Raw genomic sequence first — 24,520 nt, forward strand, 5'->3', positions numbered from 1 at the left:
CTCCGACGCCCCGTCCGGCTCATCCCTCGCCGGACGGGGCGTCGACCTTTGTCCCCGGACCCCGGCGCCCGCTCCTGGCGCCCCGGGGCGTGCGCGACCCGGCGCACCGGACCTGCCGCGCAGCGCGGCTCGGACGTTCGTCCACAGCCGCATGGAACCCACCCCAGCAGGGCGCCCGATATGGGTAGGTTCGCGGGCGTGCACACGACGCCGACCACCGTGCCCCTCGCCGAGCGCCCGGTTCGCCGTAGCTGCGGGCATCCCCGCCGCCGCGCGCTCTGGCCGTACGCGGCCGTGCTCGCTCTGGTCACGGTGCTGGCCGCCTGCACGGGCGACGCCCCTGCCCCACCGCCCTCGTCCGCCACGGCCGCGAGCACCCCGACCGCAACCGCCGCACCGACGCCATCGGCGACGCCCACGCCGAGCGCGCTCCCGAGCGCGTCGGACGACTTCTCCTCGATCGACCTCACCGTCCCCCCACCGCGCCCGGACGCCCTCGACGCACCCCCGAGCAAGGAGGCCGCCGCCGAGATCGCGACGTACTTCGCCTTACTCTTTCCGTACAGCGCGGTCACGCACGACCTCCGCGCGTTCGACGACCTCTCACACCCGGAGTGCGGGTTCTGCAGCGACTTCATCGATGAGATCCAGGGGTACGAGGCCCAGGGCGTGACCACCGAGGGAGGTGCGATCGCCGTCCATCGAGCCGACGTCCGGACGCAGACCGACGACTACTTCATCGTCACCACGACGATGTCGCAGGACTCGTCCCGCGAGCTCGACGCGGACGGCGGAGTGGTAGGGAGAGACGAGGGCTTCGCGGCCAGGACCTTCGAGATCGACGTGATGTGGTACGACGGCTCGTGGCTCATCGCCTCAGTGGTCCCCACATGAGAGCAGGACGACGAGCGGCGGCGACGGTCACCGGCGGCGTCGCGTCGCTCGCGCTGTTGCTGCTCAGCGCCACGGGCGCCGCGGGCGTCGGATGGACCCCGAGCGTCGACGACGACAGCCTCCTGATCCGCGCCCGCAACGCCAGCCGGGGTGCCGCCGAGTACGAGGCGAACCCTGACGCGGGGGCATATGTGTGGAAGCGGGACCTGCCGTGCTGGAGCCGGTACCCCGAGATCGACCGGGACTCGAGCGAGGCGTGCTGGGGCGGTTCGGCGATCCAGCACGACCCGCCCGTGTGCGAGGACGGAGCGCCCCTCCTGCCGATCTGGCGCCGGCCGCGCACGGAGGAGACGTGGTACCTCCAGGTCGGGTGGCACTGCCCGGAGGATCTGATCCCGCGCATGACGCAGGACGACTTCAGGCGCATGACGATCCCCGCTGCGCCCGCGCGCATGCAGCCCGACGGCGGTCCGGTGCTGGTGAACAAGCAGACGATCGTCTATACGGAGACCGGGGTGCAGACGCTCCGCACCGATCTGCTGGGCTACGGCGTCGAGGTCGAGGCGACTCCCGTCTCGTACGCGTGGGACTTCGCCGACGGGCAGAGCCCCCTCGTCACGACGTCACAGGGCCACCGCTTCCCCGACCACGACGTGTACAGCACGTACGTCCGCCCCGGCACGGCCCGGATCACGCTCACGACGACGTGGACTGGTCGCTACCGCGTGGACGTCGACCCGCTGCACAAGTGGCGCGAGATCGGCGGCAACGCCTTCACGACGTCCGCCACTGCCGACTTCGAGGTCGTCGAGCTGCGTGGGCACCTCGACGGATGAGCCGTCCGTCGTCGCACGGGTCGCGTGAGGGTGGTTCGTGGTCGTGCGGGTGACCTGCCGCCCCTGTCGTGGGGAGGGACGGGTTGCGTCCGTCCGCGGACTCGGGGACGGTGTCCGGGTGACCCGGACGACCTCCTCCCGCCCGCGAGCGCTCACGACCGCCGTCGCCGCCCTCGGCGTCGCCCTCGCGCTCACCGCGTGCGACGCGACCGACGACGCCCGTCAGGCCGTCAGCGACGCGGCGTCGAACGCCCAGTCGCAGCTCGACAAGGCCCGCGCCGCGATCGACGACCTCAAGGGCTCGGTCGCGGACGCCCGCGCGAAGGCCGACGAGGTCCGCCGTCAGCTCGCCGACGTCGCGCCGGACAAGCGCGAGGAGGCGCAGGCCGCGGTCGACGAGGCGAGCGCCGCGCTGGCCGACGCGAAGAAGGCCCTCGAGAGCAGCGGCGAGGACGCGTCCGCCGAGGGGAAGAAGGCCCTCGAGGACGCCCGTGCCCGCGTCGAGGACGCCAAGAAGTCGCTGGACGACGCCGCGGCCGACGCGGGCGGGAAGGCCGCCGACGGCCTGAGCGGTCTCGCGGACCAGCTCGAGGGCGTCGCCGACGACCTGCGCTCGGCGTCGGGGTCCTGACCCGCCCTCCAGCACCGGTCGCGATGGCGACCGAACGGGTGATCTCCACGACGGTGTACCCCGGATGTTGTACCGCGGGGCTCTGCTGCCGATCTTGACTGACATGGCAGACCGTCGAGCGATTCGTCGCCACCACGTGGAGTGGTGGGTCGTCGCCGCGTGGTCGTCGCTCGCCCTGGTCGTCGTCGCCGGGCTGGCCGCGGCCGCCGGCTCCTTCTAGCGACCCGCACCCCACCGGCCCGGCATGTCCCGGCGCCGGGCGACGTCGGCGCGAGACGGGACGTCGCGGCGAGACGTGACGTCGCCCGTCGCGCGCGCGACCTACCCTCGGCTGTCATGAGTGCTCCCCGTTGGGTCGACGTGGCCCGGGCCGCGAACCTGCTCGGTGCGGACGGCACCCCGCGCGCGACGGTCTTCGCGGAGATGTCCGCGCTCGCCGCCGCCACGGGCTCGGTCAACCTGGGTCAGGGCTTCCCCGACGTCGACGGGCCCGAGTCGGTCGCGCGCGTCGCGGCGGACTCGATCCGCGCGGGCGTCAACCAGTACCCGCCGGGGCCGGGCATCCCGGAGCTGCGTCACGCGATCGCGGCGCACCAGGCCCGACGCTACGGCCTGTCGCTCGACCCGGACTCGCAGGTGCTCGTCACGGCGGGCGCGACCGAGGCGATGGCGGCCACGGTCCTCGCGCTGGCCGGACCCGGCGACGAGGTCCTGACCCTCGAGCCGTTCTACGACGCGTACGCCGCGGTGATCGCGCTCGCGGGTGCGACGCACACCACCGCTCCCCTGCGCGCGACGCCCGACGGGTTCCGGCTCGACGAGGACGCGCTCGCGGCGGCGTTCACGTCCCGCACGCGGCTCGTCGTGATCAACACGCCGCACAACCCGACGGGTGCGGTGCTCACGCGCGACGAGCTCGGCCTGGTCGCGCGCCTCGCGCAGCAGCACGACGCGCTCGTCGTGACCGACGAGGTGTACGAGCACCTGACGCTGCCCGGACCCGACGGCGTGCGCGCGACGCACGTGCCGATCGCGACGCTGCCCGGCATGGCGCAGCGCACGCTGACGATCTCGTCGGCCGGCAAGACCTTCTCCTTCACGGGCTGGAAGATCGGCTGGGTCAGCGGCCCCGCCGAGCTGCTCGACGCGGTGCGGACGGTCAAGCAGTTCCTCACGTACGTCAACGGCGCACCGTTCCAGCCGGCGGTTGCGTTCGCGCTGCAGGACGAGGGTGTCGCGGCATGGGTGGACGAGCTCGCGGCGTCGCTCGCGCGGCGCCGGGACCTGCTGAGCGACGGGCTGCGGGCGGCGGGTTTCGCGGTCGCGCGCCCGCAGGGTACGTACTTCGTCGTGGCGGATGCCGCGCCGCTCGGCTACGACGACGGCGTCGCGCTGTGCCGCGACCTGCCGCGCCTGTGCGGCGTGGTGGGCGTGCCGGTCAGCGCGTTCACCCGGCCCGGATCGCCGACCGACGAGGCCCTGCGCTCGTGGGTGCGCTTCACGTTCGTCAAGCGCGACGACGTGCTCGCCGAGGCGGTCGGACGCCTCGCGCGCCTGGGCGCCTGACGACGTCCGGGCCCGGCCGCTCGTCGGCTCAGCCGGTCCAGCCGCCGCCGGGCCGGTAGGCCGGCGTCGCGAGCGCGAGCACGAGGAGCGCGGAGGCCGCCGCGCCGACCATGACGCCCGCCATCGCGACCGCGTCGCCGCCGAGCAGCCCGGAGACGGGTGAGATGAGGCCCGAGATCGTGGCCTGCGTGGCACCGATCAGTGCGGCTGCGGTCCCCGCGATCTCGCCGTGCCGGCTCAGCGCGAGGGCCGAGGCGTTGGGCGGCGCGAAGTTCACCATCGCGAGCACGAGCCACAGCATGACGAGCAGCACGGGCAGCCCGCCGACTCCGGTGATCGCGATGGCCAGCAGCCCGAGCGTGAGCGCGAGCGACACCGGCAGCACGACGCGGATGATGCGGATCGGCGCGACGCGGCGCACGAGGGCCGCGTTGACCTGCGCGCCCGCGACCAGACCGAGCCCGTTGACCGCGAACAGCAGCGAGAACTGGTGCGACGTGAGGCCGTACCCCTCCTGCAGCACGAACGGCGAGCCGACGACGTAGCTCATGAGCACGGCGTTGCCGAGCCCGGGCATGATCGCGAGCGCGACGAAGTGCCGGTCGCGCAGCAGTGCCCTGTAGCCGCCGAGCGCGGTGCGCAGGCCCGCGCCGCGGCGGCGCGCGGCGGGGAGCGTCTCGGGCAGCCGCCGCCAGCAGACGACCCACAGCCCGACGCCGAACAGCCCGAGCGCGAGGAACACCGCGCGCCAGCCGAACTCGCCGGCGATGAGCCCGCCGACCGACGGCGCGAACAGCGGCGCGATCCCGATGACGAGCATGAGCCGCGAGATGAGCCGCGAGGCGTCCGCGCCGACGAACCGGTCGCGGATCACGGCCATCGCGACGACCGTGGCGGACGCGTTGAAGAAGCCCTGCAGCACGCGCAGCGCGATGAGTATCTCGACGCCGGTCACGGCCGCGCACAGCACGGAGGTGACGACGTGCAGCGCGACGCCGACGAGCACCGGCAGACGCCGCCCGAACCGGTCGGACAGCGGGCCGATGACGAGCTGGCCGACCGCACCGCCCAGCATCATCGCCGTCATGGTGAGCTGCGCGGCCGTGGCCGAGGTGCCGAGGTCGCGCGCGACGTCCGGGAGCGACGGCAGGTAGATGTCGTTCGAGATCGCCGGCAGCGCGCACATCATGCCGAGCAGCAGGACGTACTTCGCGTGGGGGCGGTAGCCGGTCGCGGGGGCGTCCGCGGTCACGTCGGTCGTGCGGGTGCGGGCTGCGGTGTCGGTCACGTGGTGTCTCGGTGGTCGCGTCTGGGGTGTCGGTTCGAGGGAGCGGCACGACGAGGGGGCGGGCACGGACCGAGGGTCGGCAGGTCCGTCGTCGACGGTCGCCCGCCCATGGTGGCATCCGCTGCACGCCTCGCGCGAATCGATTCGACCTCGCGACCCGCACCGGCATAGAGGATGACCCCGACTTGACCTCGACGCCCGGACGACCCCGCGCCGACGGTCTCGGCCCCGACCACCCGGGCGCGTGTCACCGGCGCCTGGCAAGGTGAGCCGCATGTGCGGTCGCTATGCCTCCTTCCGTGAGGACCAGGCCCTGGCCGACGAGTTCGCGGTCGCGGTCGTCGCCGACGACGTGCGCCTGCTGCCGCCGTCGTGGAACGTCGCGCCGACCGACCGCGTGCGCATGGTCGTCGAGCGTGCCGACCGCGAGACCGGCGAGATCACCCGCCGGCTCCAGGTCGCCCGCTGGGGGCTCGTGCCGTCCTGGGCCAAGGACCCGTCGGTGGGCAGCCGCATGATCAACGCGCGTGTCGAGACGGTCGCGGAGAAGTCCGCGTTCGCGCGCCCGTTCGCCACGCGCCGCGCGCTGATGCCCGCCGACGGCTACTACGAGTGGCGCAAGCCCGGGCCCGACCGGCCCGGGAGCCGCAAGCAGCCGTACTACCTGCACCCGGGCGACGACGCGATCGTCGCGTTGGCGGGCCTGTACGAGTTCTGGCGTGACAAGACCAGGTCCGACGACGACCCCGACCGGTGGCTCGTCAGCGCGACCATCCTGACGCGTCCAGCGACCGAGGAGCTGGCGTTCATCCACGACCGCCAGCCCGTGATGCTGCCGCGCAGCGCGTGGGACGCGTGGCTCGACCCTGCGGTCGACGCCGAGGGTGCGCGCGACCTGCTCGCGGTCGACCCGCCGCACCTGACGCCCACCCCCGTGCGACCCCTGGTCAACGCGGTCGCCAACAACGGGCCCGACCTGCTCGTGCCCGACCCGGAACCCGCCGACGCCTGAGGCGCCGGTCGACCTGCCGACGTCGGGCAGGGTCAGGACGCGGTCGCCGCGTCGAGCCGGGTCAGGACTCGGTGGACGCGTCCAGCCGGACGGGCGTCACGGAGCCCAGGCCCTGCAGCTCGCGTGCGGGCAGCTCGGTGAGCGTGAAGCGCGGGTCACGCGCCAGCACGGCCGCGGTCCCGACATCGGTGAGCACGGTCGACGGCTCGGCGATGTCGGTCAGCCGCGCCGCGAGGTTCACCGACGGCCCGAACACGTCGCCGAACCGGGACAGCACGCGCGCCCAGACCATCCCGACGCGCACGGGCGTCACGCCGCGCGCCCCCTCGGCGAGCCCGCCGGCCGCCTGCTCGGACGTCACGTCGATCTCGCGGCCGAGCGTCTCGGCGAGCCCGAGCGCGACCCTGGCGCCCGCCTCGGGGGTGTCTGCGACGAACAGCACCGCGTCACCGATGGTCTTCACGACGCGCCCGCCGCCCGCGGTCACCACGTCACGCGCGGCGGCCTCGAACCGCTGCACGAAGTGCGACAGGTCGGTCGAGCCCAGCCCCGCGGTGCGCCGCGTGAACGAGACCATGTCGGCGAACCCGACGGCACGAGCGAGGGGCAGCGCACCGGGCTCGCTGCCGGTCCGTCCGATCTCGCCGAACTCGGCGGCGTACCGGCCCGCGATGGCGGCGAGCTGACGCCGGTAGGAGTGCACGAGCTGGGCCTCGAGCACCGGGGCGAGGTCCGCGAGCCGGTCCAGGACGAGCAGGCGCGCGGTCGCGTCGTCGAGCTCGTAACGCGAGGCCATGTCCTCGACGAGCGCCTCGACCTGCCACAGCGCGAGCCGGTCCGACGTGTGCCCGAGCGCGCGCGTCACGGTGATGACCGTGTTGAGGTCGAGGCCGTGGTCCCGCATGAGCGACGCGGCGCGGTCGACCGCCTCGGCGTCGCTGTCGGAGAAGTACGTGTCGTCAGGGTCGGCGTGCGGCAGGCCGAGCGTCGACCAGAACGTCGAGACGAAGTCGAGGCCGATGCCCGCACGCTCGGCGAGCTCGCGCGCGCTGTGGGTCCGGCCACCGCCGAGCAGTGCGGCGTCGATCTCGTCGACGGTCGCCGCGAGCGCGGGCTGCTGAGCGGTCGGTACGTCGTCGTCAGGGCCAGGCACGGGAACGAGGGTAGTTCACGCGGTCGTGCGCAGGTGACGCACGTCACCGGCGAGCACCCGAACGGGGTCACCCTCCGGCGGCCGGACGACGAGCGCTCCGTCGTCGTCCAGGCGTTCGGCGACGCCGGCGAGCACGTCACCGCCCGGCAGGTCGACCGCGACCGACGTCCCGATCGTCGAGGTGACCGCCGCGACGTCGTCGGCCAGACCGGACTCGACCACGGACCCGCCCGCGGCGTCCCAGCGGCTCTCGATCGCCTCGAGCGCCTCCACCAGCCCGACGAGCACCGCGAGCCGGTCGACGTGCCGCGCACCCGCGAGCTCGAGCGACGTCGCCGAGGGAACGGGCAGCTCGTCCTGCGTCTGCAGCACGTTGAGCCCGATCCCGACGACGGCCGCGGTCGCCCCGTCCGCGAGCGTGACGAGCTCGGTGAGGATCCCGCCGACCTTGCGGTGCGGTCCCCAGCCCTCGAGCGGCGTCGCGGCGGGCACCAGCACGTCGTTCGGCCACTTGAGCGACGCGGCCACGCCCGCCGTCGCGCGCACGGCGGTCACCGCACCGAGCCCCGCGAGCAGCGGGAGCCACCCGTACAGCTCGGGCGCCATGCGCAGGCGGACGACGAACGAGCAGGTCACCGCCGTCCCGGGCGGCGTCTGCCAGACGCGGTCGCGCCGTCCGCGCCCCGACGCCTGGTGGTCCGCGACGAGCAGGCTGCGGTCCGGCCAGGACGTCGCGTCGGCCCGCAGGTCGCACGTCACGTCGAGGTTCGTCGACCCGGTGCGCGGCACCACCTCGACGCGCGCGAGCGGGCCGGCGGGCCGCTGCAGCAGCCCGCGCACCTCGTCGGGATCCAGCGTCCGCCGCACGTGCGTGGTCATGGGACCCATCCTCGCCCCAACGCCCGCACAGCACGCGACTTGTGGGATGCCGACGACACGACGCGCGCAAACCCGTCCGTGCCGCGCACCCATCTGGAGCCTGTCGACAACTAGCCTCGGTCGGGTGACCCAGACCGAAGCCGCCCAGGACGCGACCCGGCAGCCCCCGCGGACCACCGCGGGCAAGCTCGCCGACCTCGCAGGACGCCGCGCCGCGCAGGACGCCGCCGAGGCGACCGCCGTGGACAAGCAGCACGCGCGAGGCAAGAAGACCGCGCGCGAGCGCATCGACCAGCTGCTCGACCCGGGCTCGTTCACCGAGATCGACGCGTTCGTGCGGCACCGGTCGACGAACTTCGGCCTCGACGCCAAGCGCATCCCCGGTGACGGCGTCGTCGTCGGCCACGGCACGGTCGACGGACGCCCGGTCGCGGTGTACTCGCAGGACTTCACGGTCTTCGGCGGGAGCCTCGGCGAGGTGCACGGCCAGAAGATCACCAAGGTCATGGATCTCGCGCTGCGCACCGGGGTGCCGCTGATCGGGATCAGCGACGGCGGTGGCGCGCGCATCCAGGAGGGCGTCGCCGGCCTGACGCAGTTCGCGGAGATCTTCCGGCGCAACGTCGCGGCGAGCGGCGTCATCCCGCAGATCAGCCTGATCCTCGGCCCGTCGGCGGGCGGTGCGGTGTACTCCCCCGCGCTGACCGACTTCATCGTCATGGCCGACGGCACGTCGAACATGTTCATCACCGGCCCGGACGTGATCCGCGCGGTCACCGGAGAGGACGTGGGCTTCGAGGAGCTCGGCGGCGCGACCACGCACAACGCCCGCTCAGGCGTCGCGCACTACCTCGCGTCCGACGAGGACGACGCGATCGACTACGTGCGCTCGCTGCTGGCCTACCTGCCGCAGAACAACCTCACGGACCCGCCGCTGTACCCGCACGAGACCGACCTCGCGCCGAACGAACACGACCTCGCGCTCGACACGCTCGTCCCGGACTCGGACAACCAGCCGTACGACATGCGCACGGTCGTCGAGGCCGTGCTCGACGACGGTGTACTTCTCGAGGTGCAGCCGTTGTACGCGGGCAACGTCCTCATCGGCTTCGGGCACGTCGAGGGGCACCCCGTCGGCATCGTCGCGAACCAGCCGCAGCAGATGGCCGGCACGCTCGACATCAACGCGTCCGAGAAGGCGGCGCGGTTCGTGCGCACGTGCGACGCGTTCAACATCCCCGTGCTGACGTTCGTCGACGTGCCGGGCTTCCTGCCGGGCACCGACCAGGAGTGGAACGGGATCATCCGGCGCGGCGCGAAGCTCATCTTCGCCTACGCCGAGGCGACCGTCCCGCTCGTCACGGTCATCACGCGCAAGGCGTACGGCGGCGCGTACATCGTCATGGGCTCCAAGCAGCTCGGCGCCGACGTGAACCTCGCATGGCCGACCGCGCAGATCGCGGTCATGGGCGCCGGCGGCGCCGTCAACATCCTGCAGCGCGGCGCCCTGAAGAAGGTCGCCGACGCGGGCGGCGACGTCGAGGCCGAGCGCAAGCGCCTGACGGCCGAGTACGAGGACGCCATCGTCAACCCGTGGGACGCGGCCGACCGCGGCTACGTCGACGCCGTGATCGAGCCGTCGCAGACGCGCGTCGAGATCACCAAGGCCCTGCGGCTGCTACGCACCAAGCGCGCGAGCCTGCCGCCCAAGAAGCACGGCAACATCCCGCTGTAGGACAGGACCCACGATGACCCACGAGCACGACGACCAGCACGAGCACGACGACCAGCACGAGCACGACGACGGCCACGACTCGCCGGCGCACGGGCCCGCACCGCTGACCGACGTCGACCCCGCCGCGCTGCACGCCGCGGTGGACGCGCTCGCCGCCACGCTCCACGAGTACGTCGACACCGCGATCGGCGTCCGCGCCGAGTTCGGCTCGTCGGAGGCCGACGAGGACCCGCGCATCCTGGCGCTCGAGGCACGCGTGGGCACCCTCAACGCGGGCCTGTACGACGCCATCCACGAGCGTCTCGGGATGCACTCGGACCTGACGGGCATGACCTGGCAGGACGACGACGAGGACGACGAGGGCACGCTCGGCGACGACGAGGAGAGCGACTCGTTCCACGTCGGCCTCGTCGTGGTGCGCACGCCGTCGGCGGGAGACCGCACGCTCGACTCCGCTCTCGACGTCGTCGAGGCCGGGGCCGCGGACATCACGCAGTCGCTCGTCGAGGCAGGCTTCTCGGTGGTCGAGTGGGGCGTCGCGCGCGGGTCGCACGTGATCCTGGGCGACGAGGACGACGACGAGGACGACGCATGAGCGAGGACGCCCAGCTCCAGGTCGTGCGTGGCGCGCCCGACGACGTCGAGCTCGCCGCGCTCGTCGCCGGGCTCATGGCCGCCGCGACCTCCGCGCCGGCCGGACCATCGACGAGCTCGTCGTCGGCGTGGTCCGACCGGCGCCGCCAGCTCCGCCCGGTCGCGAGCCCCCCTCCGGGCCCGGACTCGTGGCGCTGGAGCCTGCGGGGCTGACGGGCTGGGTGCGGCGCCCCCTGCGCGCCGCACGTGCGGGCCCGTCACCACTGAAGACGTTCGACGGACCCGTTTGGTTGGGTCCGCCACGCGGATTCCTTCGTCGAGCTCGTGGGCTACCGACGAGTAGGGTCGAGCGCATGCGTGAACCCACGGCCGTCGACGCCGTCGCCGAGAAGTACGTCACCACCCTCGCCGCCCTCGACCCGCTCGCTGCGACCGAGATGGGCCTGGCCGGCCACGACCACGAGATGACCGACCTGTCACCCGCAGGTCACGACGAGCGCGACGCAGCGACGCGCGCGACGCTGCGCGAGCTCGACGCGATCGAGCCCGCGGACGACGTCGACCGCATCACGCTCGCCGCGATGCGCGAGCGGCTCGGCCTGGAGGTCGAGCTGCACGACGCGGGCGAGCACCTGCGCAACCTGAACAACATCGCCTCTCCCGTCCAGGGTCTGCGCGACGTCTTCGACATCATGCCGACGGGTGACGTCGAGGCGTGGGAGAACATCGCCTCGCGCCTGAACGCCCTCCCGCAGACGATCGACGGGTACGTCGAGTCGCTGCGCGCCGGCGCCGCACGCGGGCTGGTCCCCGCGCACCGCCAGGTCGTCGAGGGGGTCAAGCAGGCCGGCGAGCTCGCCGCCGCGGACTCGTTCTTCACCTCGTTCGTGACCGGTGAGGCCGCCGCCGCGGCGCTCGACGACTCGTCGTCGTGCTCGCTCGTGCGCGCCGAGCTCGAGCGTGGCGCCGCGGGCGCGCGCGAGGCCTACGGCCGCCTCGAGGCGTTCCTGCGCGACGAGCTCGCACCGCAGGCTCCGCAGGACGACGCGGCCGGTCGCGACCGCTACCAGCTCTTCTCCCGCGCGTTCCTCGGCGCCACCGTGGACCTCGACGAGACGTACCAGTGGGGCATCGAGGAGCTCGCACGCGTCGTCGCCGAGCAGGAAGCCGTCGCCGCGCAGATCGCCGGCCCGGGCGCCACGGTCGAGCAGGCCGTCGCCGCGCTCGACGCCGACCCGGCGCGCACGCTGCACGGCAAGGACGAGCTGCGCCGCTGGATGCAGGAGACCTCGGACGCGGCCGTCGCCGCGCTCGACGGGACGCACTTCGACATCCCCGAGCCGCTGCACACGCTCGAGTGCCTGATCGCCCCGACGCAGTCCGGCGGCATCTACTACACCGGTCCGTCGGACGACTTCTCCCGCCCGGGCCGCATGTGGTGGTCCGTCCCGGAGGACGTCTCGACGTTCAACACGTGGCGCGAGAAGACGACGGTCTACCACGAGGGCGTCCCGGGCCATCACCTGCAGGTCGGCGCGGCCGTCTACAACCGCGCGGAGCTCAACACGTGGCGTCGCCTCGCGTGCTGGACGTCGGGCCACGGCGAGGGCTGGGCGCTGTACGCCGAGCGCCTCATGGCGGACCTGGGCTTCCTCGACGACCCGGGCGACCGCCTCGGCATGCTCGACGGCCAGCGCATGCGCGCGGCCCGCGTCGTGTTCGACATCGGCGTGCACCTGGGCCTGCCCGCGCCCGAGCAGTGGGGCGGCGGCCGCTGGGACGCGGACAAGGCGCTCGCGTTCCTGCTCGCCAACGTCAACATGCCCGAGTCGTTCGTGAAGTTCGAGTGGATGCGCTACCTGGGCTGGCCGGGCCAGGCCCCGTCGTACAAGGTCGGTCAGCGGCTGTGGGAGCAGACGCGTGACGCGGCCCGCGCGGCGCAGGGCGACGCGTTCGACCTGCGCGCGTTCCACGCCAAGGCGCTGAACCTGGGCTCGCTCCCCCTGGACGTCCTCAAGCTCGCGTTCTGAGCCACCGCGTACGACGAAGGCCCGGTCGCCCTCACGGGGCAGGCCGGGCCTTCGTCGTCGGCTGTGCGGCTCAGAAGAGCGTGTAGCCGTACTTGACCATGACCAATCCGGCCAGCACGACGAGCAGCGCGATCGTCACGAACCAGTCGTTGCCGCCCTGCACGAACCGCCGACCCCACGGGCCGAGGCGACCCGGCAGCGAGATCGTGCGTTCCCGCACGTTGATGCGGGTCAGGCCGACCCAGACGAGCGTCGTCGTCACCGTGATGAGCAGGCACCAGGGGCACAACGCGCCGATCACGAAGTAGGCCATGCCGAACAGCCACCACGCGAAGACCAGTCCGAGCGTGTAGACCACCTGCGCGATCCGCATGTACCAGCGCGGGAACACCACCCCGCCCACGAGCGCGACCGCGACCGTCAGCACGACCGACTCCGCCGCGATCCCCAGGTACGCGTTCGGGAAGCCGAACAGGCTCGCCGCCCAGTGCTTGGCGACCGTGCTGCAGCTGATCACGTCGTTGAGGTCGCAGCTCGCGGACGCGTCCGGGTCGCCCGCGAGCGTGAGCGCCTCGACCGACAGCACGAACGACGCGATCAGCCCGAGCAGCCCGGAGATGACCATCTCGATCGCCGTGCGGCGGCGCCACACCGGGTCGGGCGGGCCGAGCAGGTCCGGGTCGTCGTCGAGGACGACGTCGTCGTCGACGAGGTCGTCGTCCAGCTCGGCGACCGGGTGGTGCTTGCTCACGTGCCCTCCTTGAGGCGTCCCCCGCCACTGCCTGACCGCACTGCCACCTGCACGCGACCGGCATCCGGCACAGCCGGCTGGTCGTCCGGGCCGTGCGCACGCGCGACGCGCCCCGCCATTGTGACCCAGGAACCTGTCACCCCGACACGACGATCGTCCCCCACCCGCCCGACTCCCCCGAACCCACCCGATGCACGGCAGCTCGCCCGCGACCGCGGCAGACCGACCGCGACCGCGGCAGATCGACCTCGAGCGCGCGTCCCCTGGAACCGCGCTCGGCGCGCATCACCCGCGCTCGGCGAGCCGGGTACGAACGGGCAAGGCCCGCGCGCTCAGCCCGCGAGCGCGGCAGACCGAACGCGAGCGCGGGAGATCGAACTCGAGCGCGCGTCTCCTGGAGGCGCGCTCGACGTGGATCACCCGCGCTCGGCGAGTGGGGTGCGGACGGGGAGGGCCGCGCACGCAGACCGCGAGCACGGCAGACCGTGCACGAGCGAGACAGCCCGCGAGCGCGGCGGACCGTGCTCGAGCGAGGCAGCTCGACTCGAGCGCGGTTGGTCTGTCGCGAGCGCGGCAGGTCGGGCTCGAGCGCGGGTCTCCCGGGAGGGCGTTCGGCGCGCATCACCCGCGCTGGGGCGCGGGAGGCGCGGGTGAGGGGATGGGGTGAGGGGATGGGGTGAGGGATGGGATGGGGTGAGGGGATGAGGTGAGGCGGGTCGGCGGTGGGTGGCCGTTACGCTCGCGGCGTGACCCGGTTGCTGCTCGCCTCTGCCTCGCCTGCTCGTCGGGCCACCCTGCGCGCGGCGGGGATCGAGCCGCTGGTCGCGACGTCGTCGGTCGACGAGGACGCGGCGCTCGTCGCCGCCCGTGAGCGGTTCGCCCCCGACGGCGAGCTCGAGCCCGCGGACGCGGTCCTGGTGCTCGCGCAGGCCAAGGCGCACGACGTCGCCGCGCACCTGCCCGACGACCTGGCCGACGCCGACGACCTCGTCGTCCTGGGCTGCGACTCGATGCTCGAGCTCGACGGCGACGTCCTCGGCAAGCCGCGCGACGCCGACGACGCGGTCGCCCGCTGGCAGGCCATGCGCGGCCGCTCGGGCACCCTGCACACCGGCCACTGGCTCGTCGACCTGCGTGAGTCCGACGAGGACACGCCCCCACCCCGACCCGGGACGCTGGGTGCCGGCCGCGGGGCGGTGCTGGGTGCCACGTCGTCGACCGTCGTGCACTTCGCGGACCTGACCGACGACGAGGTCGCGGCCTACGTCGCGACGCGCGAGCCGCTCGCGGTGGCCGGGGCGTTCACGATCGACGGCCTGGGCGGTCCGTTCGTCGAGCGCATCGAGGGCGACCACCACGGCGTCGTCGGCCTCTCGCTCCCGCTGCTGCGCGCGCTCCTCGCCCAGATCGAGGTCCCGATCCACACGCTCTGGACCCCGCAGCAGTAGCCCCCACCGCCCCGAGCCCGCCCGCTCGTCGGACCGTGCCTCCCCCGCCGGGGCGACACAGCACCCGCTCCGACTCCCGCTCTGGCCAGCCGGAGCAGGCGCAGGGTCGCGGGCGTCGCGCGACGCGAGGCGGTGGGTGCTCAGGCCGCACCGGGTCATTGCCGGCGCGTCCACCGGGTCGCGCGGCGGGGCACGCGCGGGGGGTTGCTCGGGTGGAGCGGGTCGCGGCCCGAGCGGGTGGGGTTGTGGGGATCGTGCAGGGTGAGTGGGTCAGGGGCCGAGGGCCGCGCTCGTCATCGTCGGGTTCCTACAAAGGTGTACGCGCGACGGTGGGGCGGTTCGCCAATCTTGTCCCACCCACGGCGCAGCCGACGGCCCCGCGGACGCCGGGGCGTTACGGTGAGCCGTGCCCTCCAGCCTGTCTCCCTCGCGCCTGCGCAAGGTCCTCATCGCCAACCGCGGCGAGATCGCCGTCCGCATCGCCCGCGCGTGCCGCGACGCCGGTGTCGCGTCCGTCGCGGTGTACGCCGACCAGGATCGCACCGCACTGCACGTGACCCTCGCCGACGAGGCGTACGCGCTCGACGGCGCCCGCGCGGCGGACACCTACCTGTCGATCGACAAGCTGCTCGACGTCGCGGCCCGCTCGGGCGCCGACTCGGTGCACCCCGGCTACGGCTTCCTCGCGGAGAACGCGGACTTCGCGCGCGCGGTGATCGCCGCGGGCCTGACGTGGATCGGCCCGTCGCCGGACGCGATCGAGGCCCTCGGCGACAAGGTGAGCGCGCGGCACATCGCACAGCGCGCGGGCGCCCCGCTCGTCGCGGGCACGCCCGACCCGGTGTCCGGCGCGGCCGAGATCCACGCGTTCGTCGCCGAGCACGGCCTGCCGGTCGCGATCAAGGCGGCGTTCGGCGGTGGCGGCCGCGGCCTCAAGGTCGCGCGCACCGTCGACGAGATCGACGAGATGTACGAGTCCGCGGTCCGCGAGGCCGTCGCGGCGTTCGGGCGCGGCGAGTGCTTCGTCGAGCGGTACCTGGACAAGCCCCGCCACGTGGAGACCCAGTGCCTCGCGGACGCCCACGGCACGGTCGTCGTGGTCAGCACGCGCGACTGCTCGCTGCAGCGCCGCCACCAGAAGCTCGTCGAGGAGGCGCCCGCACCGTTCCTCACCGACGCACAGCGCACGCAGCTCGTCGAGTCGAGCAGGGCGATCCTGCGGGAGGCGGGCTACCAGGGGGCAGGCACGTGCGAGTTCCTCGTCGGCGCGGACGGCACGGTCTCGTTCCTCGAGGTGAACACGCGCCTCCAGGTCGAGCACCCGGTCACCGAGGAGATCTCGGGCATCGACCTGGTGCGCGAGCAGCTGCGGATCGCCGCGGGTGAGCCACTCGGGTACGACGAGGTCGTCACGCGCGGGCACTCCCTGGAGTTCCGCATCAACGGTGAGGACCCGGCCGCGAACTTCCTGCCCGCGCCGGGGCGCATCTCGACGCTGCGCTTCCCGAGCGGTCCGGGCGTGCGCGTGGACTCGGGCGTCGTCGAGGGCGACACCGTCTCGGGCGCGTTCGACTCGATGATCGCCAAGCTCGTCGTCACGGGTGCGGACCGGCAGCAGGCGATCGCCCGAGCCAGGCGTGCGCTCGCCGAGATGGAGGTCGTCGGCATCCCGACGGTCGTCCCGTTCCACCGCGCGGTGCTCGAGGACGAGGCGTTCGCGCCCGCCGACGCCGCGACGCCCTTCTCGGTGCACACCCGCTGGATCGAGACGCAGTTCGCGGACACGCTCGCGACGCTCGGCAGGGCGCCCGCGGCCGCGGTCGAGGACGCGCAGGACACGCCGGACCTGGAGCGCGTGGTCGTCGAGGTCGGGGGTAAGCGGCTCGAGGTCGTCCTGCCCGCCGCGCTCGCGCTCGGCCGGCCGGGTGCGCGCCCGGGTGCTCCCCGACGCCCGTCACGCCGCAGCAGCGCGGGGCCCAAGGCCTCGTCGGCGAGCGGCACGACGCTGTCCTCGCCCATGCAGGGCACGATCGTCAAGGTCGCGGTCGCGGACGGTGCGACGGTCGCGGAGGGCGACCTCGTCGTCGTCCTCGAGGCCATGAAGATGGAGCAGCCGCTCGTGGCGCACCGCGCGGGGAAGGTCACCGGCCTGGCCGCGGACGTCGGCGCGAGCGTGAGCGCCGGGACCGCGATCTGCGAGATCGTCGACTGACGACCGGCTGACGGCAGACCCCGCGACCTGATGACCGAGCCGCCCCGCCACGTGCCCGCGCCGGGCGACGGCTGGGTCGAGTGCGCATGCGGGTCGCGGCACTGGGGTCTGCACGGCGCGGCGGGCCTGCTGGTCGCGCGTCGTGATCCGACGGGTGCGCCGACCCACGTCCTGCTGCAGCACCGCGCGCCGTGGAGCCACCACGGCGGGACGTGGGGTATCCCGGGCGGTGCCCGGCACCCGGTCGAGGACGCGACCGCCGCGGCGCTGCGAGAGGCGGGCGAGGAGGCGGGCGTGCCGTCGGGTGCGGTCCGCCCGTTCGCGACGCGCGTGCTGACACACCCGGACTGGACGTACACGACGGTCCTGGCCGACGAGGTCCGCGCGTTCGACGCGCGCCCGACGGATGCGGAGTCGCTCGCGATCGCCTGGGTCCCCGTGGACGAGGTCGCCGCGCTCGACCTGCTGCCCGCGTTCGCGCAGGCGTGGCCCGCGCTGCGCGCTGAGCTCGGCCGGCGTCCCGCCTGATCACGCCGCTGCGGGCGCCGCGACGCGGCGTCGGGGTGACGCGCACCACAGCACGGAGCGTGGTCAGCCCCTCCCGCACGCGCGGCCCGGGGAGTAGCGTCACCCCACGAATGAGGGAAGGCTTGCCTCACTCCCACGCCGGTTCCCCGGCGTGGACGTCGCTCGTGAACGGTCCCCCATGGTCGCCAACTTCCTCATCGGCCTGCGCGAAGGCCTCGAGGCCGCGCTCGTCGTGAGCATCCTCGTCGCCTACCTCGTCAAGACCGGTCGGCGCGACCTGCTGCCCGCGCTCTGGTCGGGCGTCGCCGTCGCCGCGGGCGTCTCGCTCGCATTCGGGGCGCTGCTGACGTTCGGACCCCAGGGCCTCTCGTTCGAGGCGCAGGAGGCGATCGGCGGGTCGCTGTCGATCGTCGCGGTCGGCCTGATCACGTGGATGATCTTCTGGATGGCCAGGACGGCCCGGCACCTCAAGGCGGACCTGCAGCACAAGCTCGACGACGCCATCGCGGCCGGTCGCGGCGCGGTCGTGGTCATGGCCCTGCTCGCGGTGGGCCGCGAGGGGCTCGAGACCGCGCTGTTCCTGTGGGCGGGCGCCAAGGCGACGTCGTCGGGCACCGCGGGCCCGCTCCTGGGCGCCGCGGTGGGGATCGCGGTGTCGGTCGTGATCGCGTGGCTCATGTACCGCGGGGCGGTGCGGCTCGACCTGCGCCGGTTCTTCGCGTGGACCGGGCTGTTCCTCATCCTGGTGGCCGCGGGCGTGCTGTCCTACGGCGTGCACGACCTGCAGGAGGCCGCGATCCTGCCGGGCCTCGACAGCCTGGCCTTCGACGTGTCCGCGACGGTCCCGCCCTCGTCCTGGTACGGGACCCTGCTCAAGGGCATCTTCAACTTCACGCCGGCGACCACGTGGCTGCAGCTCGTCGCCTGGACGTGCTACGTCGCGGTCGTCCTGACGTTCTTCATCCGCACCACCTGGGGTCCCCGCCCCGCGCCCGCGTCCCGTCCCGTCGTGCCGTCGACGACGGCCGGCGTGCCCGCCTGACGCGCCCCACCCGAGCTCCTGAGGAGACCCATGTCCCGCTCCACCGTCGGCGCGCTCGCGCTCACGGCCCTGCTCCTGCCGCTCGTCGCCGCGTGCGTCGACAACGACCCCGGCGCGGGCGCGTCGTCGGGCGCGCTCACCGTGAGCAGCACGGCCGACGCCTGCACGGTCTCGTCGGCGACGGCCGAGTCCGGGACGCTCACGTTCCAGGTCACGAACGACGGCTCGGACGTCACCGAGTTCTACCTGCTCGGCGAGGACGGGCTGCGGGTGATCTCCGAGGTCGAGAACATCGGCCCCGGCATCACCCGCGACCTCGTCGTCCAGGTGCGCCCCGGCACGTACTTCACGGCGTGCAAGCCGGGCATGGTGGGCGACGGCCTCCGCGCGAAGTTCACGGTGACGGACTCCGGCAAGGACGTCGGACCGACCGGCGACGTCGCCGAGCAGCTCACGGCCGCCGAGGCGCAGTACGTCGCGTACGTGAAGGACCAGGTCGGCGCCCTGATCGCGGGCACGCAGGAGTTCGCGGACGCGTACACGGCCGGCGACGACGAGCAGGCGCGCGCCCTGTACGCCGCGACGCGCGTGCACTGGGAGCGGGTCGAGCCCGTCGCGGAGTCGTTCGGCGACCTCGACCCGCTGACCGATGCGCGTGAGGCCGACCTCGAGGACGGCCAGACGTGGAGCGGGTGGCACTACATCGAGAAGGACCTGTGGCCCCCGGCACCCGCGGACAACGGCGGTGAGGAGTACGTGCCGCTCACGCCCGCCGAGCGCACGAAGGCCGCCGACGACCTCGTCGGCTGGACGCAGGACCTCGTCGACCAGGTCAACGACCCGCAGTTCACGTTCGAGGCGTTCCAGATCTCCAACGGCGCCAAGGAGCTGCTCGACGAGGTCGCCACGGGCAAGGTCACGGGCGAGGAGGAGATCTGGTCGCACACCGACCTGTGGGACTTCGCGGCCAACGTCGACGGCGCACGGGTGGCGTACGAGGTGCTCGCCGACGTCGTCGAGGACAAGGACCCCGACCTCGCCGCGACGCTGCTCGAGCGGTTCGCCGCGCTCGACGCGCTGCTCGCCGCGCAGGGGTCGGTCGAGACCGGGTTCACGTCCTACGACGAGCTCACCGAGCAGCAGGTCAAGGAGCTCTCGACGGCCGTCGACGCGCTGTCCGAGCCGCTGTCCGAGCTGACGGCCGTCGTCACCGGAGCCTGACGTGACCGAGCAGCCCGCGACGACCGAGGCGGCGGGGTCCGAGCAGCCGGGGTCCGCGCACCCGGGGTCCGCGCAGCGCGGACTGTCGCGTCGCGCGCTGCTCGGCGGCGGGCTGCTCGGTGCCGCCGCCGTCGGCGCGGCCGGTCTCGGGATCGGCCGCGCCACGGCGCACGAGCCCGTCGGCTCGAGGGCCACGCCCGGGACGTTCGCGTTCACGGGCGAGCACCAGGCGGGCATCGTCACGCCCGCGCAGGACCGGCTGTACCTCGCGGCGTTCGACGTCACGACGAAGGACCGCGACGACCTCGTCGCGCTGCTGCAGCGCTGGACGACGATCGCCGCCCGGCTCACCCAGGGCCTGGCGGCCGGACCCTTCGGACCCGCGTCAGGCCCGTACGACGCGCCGCCCGACGACACGGGCGAGGCCGCGGACCTGCCCGCCGCAGGCCTGACGATCACGTTCGGGTTCGGCCGCTCGCTGTTCGTGACGCCCGACGGCACCGACCGGTTCGGGCTCGCGGACCGCCTGCCCGACGCGCTCGTCGAGCTGCCCCACTTCCCGGCCGACAACCTCGACCCGGCGCGCTGCGACGGCGACCTCGTGGTGCAGGCGTGCGCCGACGACCCGCAGGTCGCGGTGCACGCGATCCGCAACCTGTCGCGCGCGGCGTTCGGTGCCGCGACCATCCGCTGGACCCAGCTCGGCTACGGCCGCACGTCGTCGACGTCGACCGCGCAGCGCACGCCGCGCAACCTGTTCGGCTTCAAGGACGGCACCGCGAACCTCAAGGCCGAGGATCCGACGCACGTCGACGAGCACGTCTGGGTGCCGGCAGCGGCAGCCGCCGCGGACAGCCACGACTCGGCCTGGCTCACGGGCGGCACGTACCTCGTCGCGCGGCGCATCCGGATGACGATCGAGACGTGGGACCGCACGTCGCTGCGCGAGCAGGAGGCGCTCGTCGGCCGGACCAAGGGCGAGGGCGCGCCGCTGTCGGGCGGCACAGAGTTCACGGAGCCCGACTTCGCGGTGACGGGCCGCGACGGTCAGCCGCTCGTCGCGGTCAACAGCCACGTGCGTCTCGCGCACCCGGCGCAGAACGGCGGCGTGCGGATGCTGCGCCGGGGCTACAACTTCACCGACGGCAACGACTCGCTCGGCCGCCTCGACGCGGGCCTGTTCTTCATCGCGTTCGTGACGGACCCGCGCACGCACTACATCCCGATGCAGACCACGCTCTCGCGCGACGACGGCCTCATGGAGTACCTGCAGCACACCGGCTCGGGGCTGTTCGCGGTCCCGCCGGGCGTGCCCGACGGGACGCTCGTGGTCGGGTCGGACGGCACGCCGATCACGACGAGCAGTAGCCCGTTCGTCGGCCAGGCGCTGTTCGCCTGAGGCCGCGGCCCGCAGGGCCCGCCGCGCGGACCGCCCGACGCCGTCACGACGCGAGCAGCGCCGCCACGTCCTGCGGGTACGGGAAGGACCCGGGCTGGTACGCGCACAGCGGGTCGGACGCGTAGGCGTCCCCCGTGGAGGCGTACGCCCGCGAGCGCGAGCCGCCGCAGATGCGCGCGAACTCGCACGACCCGCACCGCCCGGTCAGGCGCGAGGAGTCGCGCAGCCCTGTGAACAGCTCGGAGGTCCGGTAGATCTCGGTGAGCGGCTGCTCGCGCACGTCGCCGGCCGAGACGGGCAGGAAGCCCGAGGGGTGCACGGTGCCGACGTGCGAGACGAACACGAACCCGTAGCCCGCGTTGACGTTGAGCGGCGGCCGCCGCGTGCGGTCCCCGTCGCCCCAGCCGAAGGCGGCGGTCCGCTCCGTGAGCTCGGCGTACAGGTCACCGAGGCCCAGCGCCGCCACGTGGTCCACGCCCCGGTCGGCGAGCACCGCGCGCTGCAGCGCGACACGCCGGAAGTGGTGGCCCTCGGTGGTCTTGACCGGGACGTGCGGGCCCAGGTCGTACAGGTAGTTCATGACGTCCTCGGCCTGCTGCGCGCTGAGCGCCCCGAGGTCCACGCCGCGACCCATCGGGACGAGCATGAACGCGCTCCACGTCATGGCGCCCTGCTCGCGCACGAGCGCCGCGAGGTCCGGCAGCTCGTGCACGGTGCGGCTCGACATGGTCGAGTTGACCTGCACCTTCATCCCGAGCTCGCGCGCGGTCGCCCACGCCTGCACGGTCCGGTCGAACGTGCCCGGGACGCGGCGGAAGCCGTCGTGCACCGCCGCGGTCGCACCGTCGAGCGACAGCGACATCGCGGTGACGCCGGCGTCCTGCAGCGCGACGAGCGCCGCGCGGTCCAGCTTGTCGGTGCCCGAGGGTGAGACGGCGACCGCGAGACCGAGCTCGCGCCCCCTGCGCACGAGCTCGGTCAGGTCGTCCCGCTCGAAGCAGTCGCCACCGGTGATGACGAAGATCGGGGACGGGCGGCCGAACGAGGCGACCTGGCGCATGAGCTCGGTCGCCTCGTCGGTGTCGAGCTCGCGCGGATGGCGCCGAGGTGCGGCCTCCGCGCGGCAGTGCACGCACGACAGCGCGCACGCGCGCGTCGCCTCCCAGATGACCAGGAGCGGCCGGTCGGCCGGGTCGTGACGGACGGTGCGGACGACGGGCCCGTGCGGTCGCATGGGCGCATGCAACACCCCCGGACACGCGCCGGACCGGGACGTGCGTCCCGGGGTCGACGCGTAGCCTTCGGCCGTGACGCACAGCACCGACGACCGCGCGACCGCCACGACGAGGCCGCCCGACGACGGCAACCCCACCCGCGTGTGGCTGCTCGCGGCGCTCGTCGCCGCGACGCTCGAGCTCGTGCGGGCGAGCGGCCCGCTGCTCGACCACGCGTTCGCGTCGGGTGTGGTGACCGCGGGGGTCACGTCGCTCGTCACGTACGCGGCCGCGGGCGTCGTCGTGGCGGTGCTGCTGCTCGCGACGCGCGCGCAGGCGGGTGTGCCGTCGGGACGCACGGTGGTCGTGGGCGCCGCGGTGCTCGCCGCGCTGCGCCTGGTGCTGCAGGCCCTCGACGGCGACGCGCGCTACTGGCTGGGTCTGGTGGCCGTCGCGTGGGCGTGCGGCGTGCTCGCGCTCACGGTGACGTTCGTCGCCGGACGCGCGGCCGGCCCGCGACAGGCCGCGCTCGGGCTCCTGCTGGGTTCGGGGTTGTCGGTCGGGCTGCAGGTGCTGCTGGGCACGTGGGACGCGGTGTGGCGCTCGTCGTGGGCCGGCTGGGCGGTCGCGCTCGTGGTCGCCCTCGCACCGCTCGCGGCCTTCCGCGTCGCACGGCCCGGGACGGGGGCGGGTGAGCCCGCCACGTCGCGCCCGCGCCGGCTGTGGGCGGTCGGCCTGTTCGTCGGCCTGGCGGTCATGGTGGGCGCGAACCCCGCGTTCCTCGCGGCGCAGTCGGGCGTCGCGCTCGGCTGGGCGGGCCTGGCGATCGTGCTCGCGACGGGGGTCGGCGGCTGGCTCCTGCTGCGGCCGGACCGCTGGCCGGGCGTGGTGCGCGTCGGTGCCGCAGGGCTGCTCGTCGGCGGTGTGGCCGCCGCGGTGTACGCGACCGGCTGGGTCGCGCTCGTCGGCGTGGTCGCGCTCGACGTCACCGCCGCGGTCGTGCTCGTCGGGATGCTCTCCGTGCGCCGGCCGGCGCCGCGTGGCACGTGGCGCACCGCGGGCGCGGGCGCGCTCGTGGGGCTCGGTGTGATCGTCCCCGTGCTCGCGTACATGGTCGACTACGACGTCCCGCTGCCGGTCGACAACGCGGTCGTCCCGGTGCTCGCCGCGCTCGTCGTCGCCCTGTCCGGGCTGCACCACCGCGCGCCGGGCGAGGAGCCCGACGCCTCCGCCACCGACGAGCGACAGCCCGCCCGCGTGCGCTCCGCGCGTCTGCTGCTCGTCCCGGCCGCGGCGCTCGCGCTCGTCGGCCTCGCCCCGTCGACGACGAGCACGGACGGCACCGACGTCCCCGACCGCACCACCGACGACGCCCTCGTCGTCCTGGGCTGGAACCTGCACTACGGCGTGTCACCGCTCGGCGGGGTCGAGCTCGAGACGATCGCGACGACGATCGAGGCCGCGGACCCGGACGTCGTGCTGCTGCAGGAGGTCGAGCGCGGCTGGGTGCTCGGCGGCGGCACGGACATGGCCACGTGGCTCGCGCACCGGCTCGACATGACGGTCGAGTTCGCGCCCGCGGCCGACCGCCAGTTCGGCAACGCGATCCTGTCCCGCTCGGCGCTCACCGACGTCGCCGTCCACCCGCTGCCGTACGGCGCGGGCCCGCAGGACCGCTCGGCGCTGTCGGCCACGGTCACCACCGCGGCGGGCACCCCGGTGCGCGTCACGAGCGTGCACCTGCAGCACCGCGAGGAGAACACCCCCACACGCCTCGACCAGCTCGCCGCGCTCGCCGAGGCCGAGCCCGTCACCGGGCCGTCGGTGCTCGCGGGCGACCTCAACGCCGAGCCGGGCTGGCCGGAGATCACCCTGCTCGAGGACGCGGGCTGGGTGAGCGCGGTCGACGTCGCGGGCGACCCGGACGCGCTCACGTCGCCGTCGGTGGTGCCCACGCAGCGGATCGACTGGGTGTTCGGTCAGCAGGTGACGTTCACGCACGCGGAGGTGGTGTCGGGCGTGACCGCCTCGGACCACCTGCCGGTGGTCGCGCACGTCGCGCTCCCCTGACCGCTCCCCAGCCGACG

Annotated in this window: 22 protein-coding genes; 17 read left to right on the plus strand and 5 right to left on the minus strand. The window is 73.9% G+C overall.

Features of this window, described 5'->3' with window-relative positions; all coding sequences use genetic code 11:
* The first annotated feature begins 198 nt into the window (after positions 1 to 198).
* The 5 genes from CPE01_RS08400 to CPE01_RS08420 all read left to right on the plus strand — a co-directional run bounded on the left by CPE01_RS08400 (position 199) and on the right by CPE01_RS08420 (position 3,927).
* Complete coding sequence (locus tag CPE01_RS08400) at positions 199 to 894, plus strand: DUF6318 family protein (RefSeq protein WP_146806202.1); 696 nt, start codon at positions 199 to 201, stop codon at positions 892 to 894.
* A complete protein-coding gene (locus tag CPE01_RS08405; RefSeq protein WP_146806203.1) occupies positions 891 to 1,730 on the plus strand; it encodes a hypothetical protein in 840 nt (279 codons plus the stop codon). Before CPE01_RS08400 ends, CPE01_RS08405 begins: the two co-directional genes overlap by 4 nt.
* Before the next feature lie 118 nt (positions 1,731 to 1,848).
* Complete coding sequence (locus CPE01_RS08410) at positions 1,849 to 2,361, plus strand: hypothetical protein (RefSeq protein ID WP_146806204.1); 513 nt, start codon at positions 1,849 to 1,851, stop codon at positions 2,359 to 2,361.
* Positions 2,362 to 2,464: 103 nt separating this feature from the next.
* Positions 2,465 to 2,581 carry a molybdopterin oxidoreductase gene (locus CPE01_RS08415; protein WP_246783815.1) on the plus strand — a complete coding sequence of 39 codons (117 nt, stop codon included), beginning with the start codon at positions 2,465 to 2,467 and terminating at the stop codon, positions 2,579 to 2,581.
* Between the two features lie 116 nt (positions 2,582 to 2,697).
* Entirely contained in the window at positions 2,698 to 3,927 is a 1,230-nt protein-coding gene (locus CPE01_RS08420; protein WP_146806206.1) for a pyridoxal phosphate-dependent aminotransferase, read from the plus strand.
* A 28-nt stretch (positions 3,928 to 3,955) separates the two neighbouring features.
* On the opposite strand, the gene CPE01_RS08425 is transcribed toward CPE01_RS08420, so the two are convergent.
* Entirely contained in the window at positions 3,956 to 5,215 is a 1,260-nt protein-coding gene (locus CPE01_RS08425; protein ID WP_371861987.1) for a multidrug effflux MFS transporter, read from the minus strand.
* Between the two features lie 274 nt (positions 5,216 to 5,489).
* On the opposite strand from CPE01_RS08425, the gene CPE01_RS08430 reads away from it, so the two are divergent.
* Positions 5,490 to 6,227 (plus strand): SOS response-associated peptidase, encoded by a 738-nt coding sequence (locus CPE01_RS08430; protein ID WP_146806208.1) that lies wholly within the window; start codon positions 5,490 to 5,492, stop codon positions 6,225 to 6,227.
* Positions 6,228 to 6,288: 61 nt separating this feature from the next.
* On the opposite strand, the gene CPE01_RS08435 is transcribed toward CPE01_RS08430, so the two are convergent.
* Positions 6,289 to 7,380, minus strand: a complete 1,092-nt coding sequence (locus CPE01_RS08435) for an adenylate/guanylate cyclase domain-containing protein (RefSeq protein ID WP_146806209.1) — start codon at positions 7,378 to 7,380, stop codon at positions 6,289 to 6,291.
* A 15-nt stretch (positions 7,381 to 7,395) separates the two neighbouring features.
* Positions 7,396 to 8,259 carry a biotin--[acetyl-CoA-carboxylase] ligase gene (locus tag CPE01_RS08440; protein ID WP_146806210.1) on the minus strand — a complete coding sequence of 288 codons (864 nt, stop codon included), beginning with the start codon at positions 8,257 to 8,259 and terminating at the stop codon, positions 7,396 to 7,398.
* Between the two features lie 124 nt (positions 8,260 to 8,383).
* On the opposite strand from CPE01_RS08440, the gene CPE01_RS08445 reads away from it, so the two are divergent.
* From CPE01_RS08445 to CPE01_RS08460, 4 genes are all read left to right on the plus strand, one after another.
* The gene (locus CPE01_RS08445; protein ID WP_146806211.1) at positions 8,384 to 9,994 is read left to right on the plus strand and encodes an acyl-CoA carboxylase subunit beta; all 1,611 of its coding nucleotides are present in this window, start codon (positions 8,384 to 8,386) and stop codon (positions 9,992 to 9,994) included.
* Positions 9,995 to 10,007: 13 nt separating this feature from the next.
* Positions 10,008 to 10,589 carry a hypothetical protein gene (locus tag CPE01_RS08450; protein WP_146806212.1) on the plus strand — a complete coding sequence of 194 codons (582 nt, stop codon included), beginning with the start codon at positions 10,008 to 10,010 and terminating at the stop codon, positions 10,587 to 10,589.
* Complete coding sequence (locus CPE01_RS08455; RefSeq protein WP_146806213.1) at positions 10,586 to 10,801, plus strand: acyl-CoA carboxylase subunit epsilon; 216 nt, start codon at positions 10,586 to 10,588, stop codon at positions 10,799 to 10,801. The genes CPE01_RS08450 and CPE01_RS08455 overlap by 4 nt, the downstream gene beginning before the upstream one ends.
* Before the next feature lie 140 nt (positions 10,802 to 10,941).
* Positions 10,942 to 12,618: a DUF885 domain-containing protein gene (locus CPE01_RS08460; RefSeq protein WP_146806214.1), complete on the plus strand. Its 1,677-nt coding sequence runs from the start codon at positions 10,942 to 10,944 to the stop codon at positions 12,616 to 12,618.
* A gap of 70 nt (positions 12,619 to 12,688) precedes the next feature.
* Here CPE01_RS08460 and CPE01_RS08465 read toward each other — a convergent pair whose 3' ends face one another.
* Positions 12,689 to 13,369 (minus strand): vitamin K epoxide reductase family protein, encoded by a 681-nt coding sequence (locus CPE01_RS08465; RefSeq protein ID WP_146806215.1) that lies wholly within the window; start codon positions 13,367 to 13,369, stop codon positions 12,689 to 12,691.
* Between the two features lie 746 nt (positions 13,370 to 14,115).
* Between CPE01_RS08465 and CPE01_RS08470 the strand changes: the two genes are divergently transcribed.
* The 6 genes from CPE01_RS08470 (at position 14,116) to efeB (ending at position 21,219) form a co-directional block, all read left to right on the plus strand.
* Entirely contained in the window at positions 14,116 to 14,817 is a 702-nt protein-coding gene (locus tag CPE01_RS08470) for a Maf family protein (RefSeq protein ID WP_146806216.1), read from the plus strand.
* 406 nt (positions 14,818 to 15,223) lie between these two features.
* Positions 15,224 to 17,029, plus strand: coding sequence for an acetyl/propionyl/methylcrotonyl-CoA carboxylase subunit alpha (locus CPE01_RS08475; protein WP_246783816.1), 1,806 nt, complete (start codon positions 15,224 to 15,226; stop codon positions 17,027 to 17,029).
* A gap of 30 nt (positions 17,030 to 17,059) precedes the next feature.
* Positions 17,060 to 17,557 carry an NUDIX hydrolase gene (locus tag CPE01_RS08480; RefSeq protein ID WP_146806217.1) on the plus strand — a complete coding sequence of 166 codons (498 nt, stop codon included), beginning with the start codon at positions 17,060 to 17,062 and terminating at the stop codon, positions 17,555 to 17,557.
* A 178-nt stretch (positions 17,558 to 17,735) separates the two neighbouring features.
* Positions 17,736 to 18,599 (plus strand): iron uptake transporter permease EfeU, encoded by an 864-nt coding sequence (gene efeU, locus CPE01_RS08485; RefSeq protein ID WP_146806218.1) that lies wholly within the window; start codon positions 17,736 to 17,738, stop codon positions 18,597 to 18,599.
* A gap of 30 nt (positions 18,600 to 18,629) precedes the next feature.
* Positions 18,630 to 19,820 carry an iron uptake system protein EfeO gene (gene efeO / locus CPE01_RS08490; protein WP_146806219.1) on the plus strand — a complete coding sequence of 397 codons (1,191 nt, stop codon included), beginning with the start codon at positions 18,630 to 18,632 and terminating at the stop codon, positions 19,818 to 19,820.
* A gap of 1 nt (position 19,821) precedes the next feature.
* Positions 19,822 to 21,219 carry an iron uptake transporter deferrochelatase/peroxidase subunit gene (efeB, locus tag CPE01_RS08495; protein ID WP_371861988.1) on the plus strand — a complete coding sequence of 466 codons (1,398 nt, stop codon included), beginning with the start codon at positions 19,822 to 19,824 and terminating at the stop codon, positions 21,217 to 21,219.
* 43 nt (positions 21,220 to 21,262) lie between these two features.
* Here efeB and CPE01_RS08500 read toward each other — a convergent pair whose 3' ends face one another.
* Positions 21,263 to 22,453, minus strand: coding sequence for a TIGR04053 family radical SAM/SPASM domain-containing protein (locus CPE01_RS08500; protein WP_146806220.1), 1,191 nt, complete (start codon positions 22,451 to 22,453; stop codon positions 21,263 to 21,265).
* A 73-nt stretch (positions 22,454 to 22,526) separates the two neighbouring features.
* On the opposite strand from CPE01_RS08500, the gene CPE01_RS08505 reads away from it, so the two are divergent.
* Complete coding sequence (locus tag CPE01_RS08505) at positions 22,527 to 24,503, plus strand: endonuclease/exonuclease/phosphatase family protein (RefSeq protein WP_146806221.1); 1,977 nt, start codon at positions 22,527 to 22,529, stop codon at positions 24,501 to 24,503.
* Positions 24,504 to 24,520 lie beyond the last annotated feature (17 nt).

This window comes from Cellulomonas persica (assembly GCF_007989825.1).
In the GTDB taxonomy this organism is placed as follows: Bacteria; Actinomycetota; Actinomycetes; order Actinomycetales; family Cellulomonadaceae; genus Cellulomonas; species Cellulomonas persica.

Coding starts and splice junctions, on each gene's coding strand:
- CPE01_RS08440 (WP_146806210.1), bottom strand. CDS start 8,259: ATGACCACGCACGTGCGGCGGACGCTGGATCCCGACGAGGTGCGCGGG.
- CPE01_RS08500 (WP_146806220.1), bottom strand. CDS start 22,453: ATGCGACCGCACGGGCCCGTCGTCCGCACCGTCCGTCACGACCCGGCC.
- CPE01_RS08455 (WP_146806213.1), top strand. CDS start 10,586: ATGAGCGAGGACGCCCAGCTCCAGGTCGTGCGTGGCGCGCCCGACGAC.
- CPE01_RS08415 (WP_246783815.1), top strand. CDS start 2,465: ATGGCAGACCGTCGAGCGATTCGTCGCCACCACGTGGAGTGGTGGGTC.
- CPE01_RS08460 (WP_146806214.1), top strand. CDS start 10,942: ATGCGTGAACCCACGGCCGTCGACGCCGTCGCCGAGAAGTACGTCACC.
- CPE01_RS08420 (WP_146806206.1), top strand. CDS start 2,698: ATGAGTGCTCCCCGTTGGGTCGACGTGGCCCGGGCCGCGAACCTGCTC.
- CPE01_RS08480 (WP_146806217.1), top strand. CDS start 17,060: ATGACCGAGCCGCCCCGCCACGTGCCCGCGCCGGGCGACGGCTGGGTC.
- CPE01_RS08430 (WP_146806208.1), top strand. CDS start 5,490: ATGTGCGGTCGCTATGCCTCCTTCCGTGAGGACCAGGCCCTGGCCGAC.
- CPE01_RS08450 (WP_146806212.1), top strand. CDS start 10,008: ATGACCCACGAGCACGACGACCAGCACGAGCACGACGACCAGCACGAG.
- CPE01_RS08405 (WP_146806203.1), top strand. CDS start 891: ATGAGAGCAGGACGACGAGCGGCGGCGACGGTCACCGGCGGCGTCGCG.
- efeO (WP_146806219.1), top strand. CDS start 18,630: ATGTCCCGCTCCACCGTCGGCGCGCTCGCGCTCACGGCCCTGCTCCTG.
- efeU (WP_146806218.1), top strand. CDS start 17,736: ATGGTCGCCAACTTCCTCATCGGCCTGCGCGAAGGCCTCGAGGCCGCG.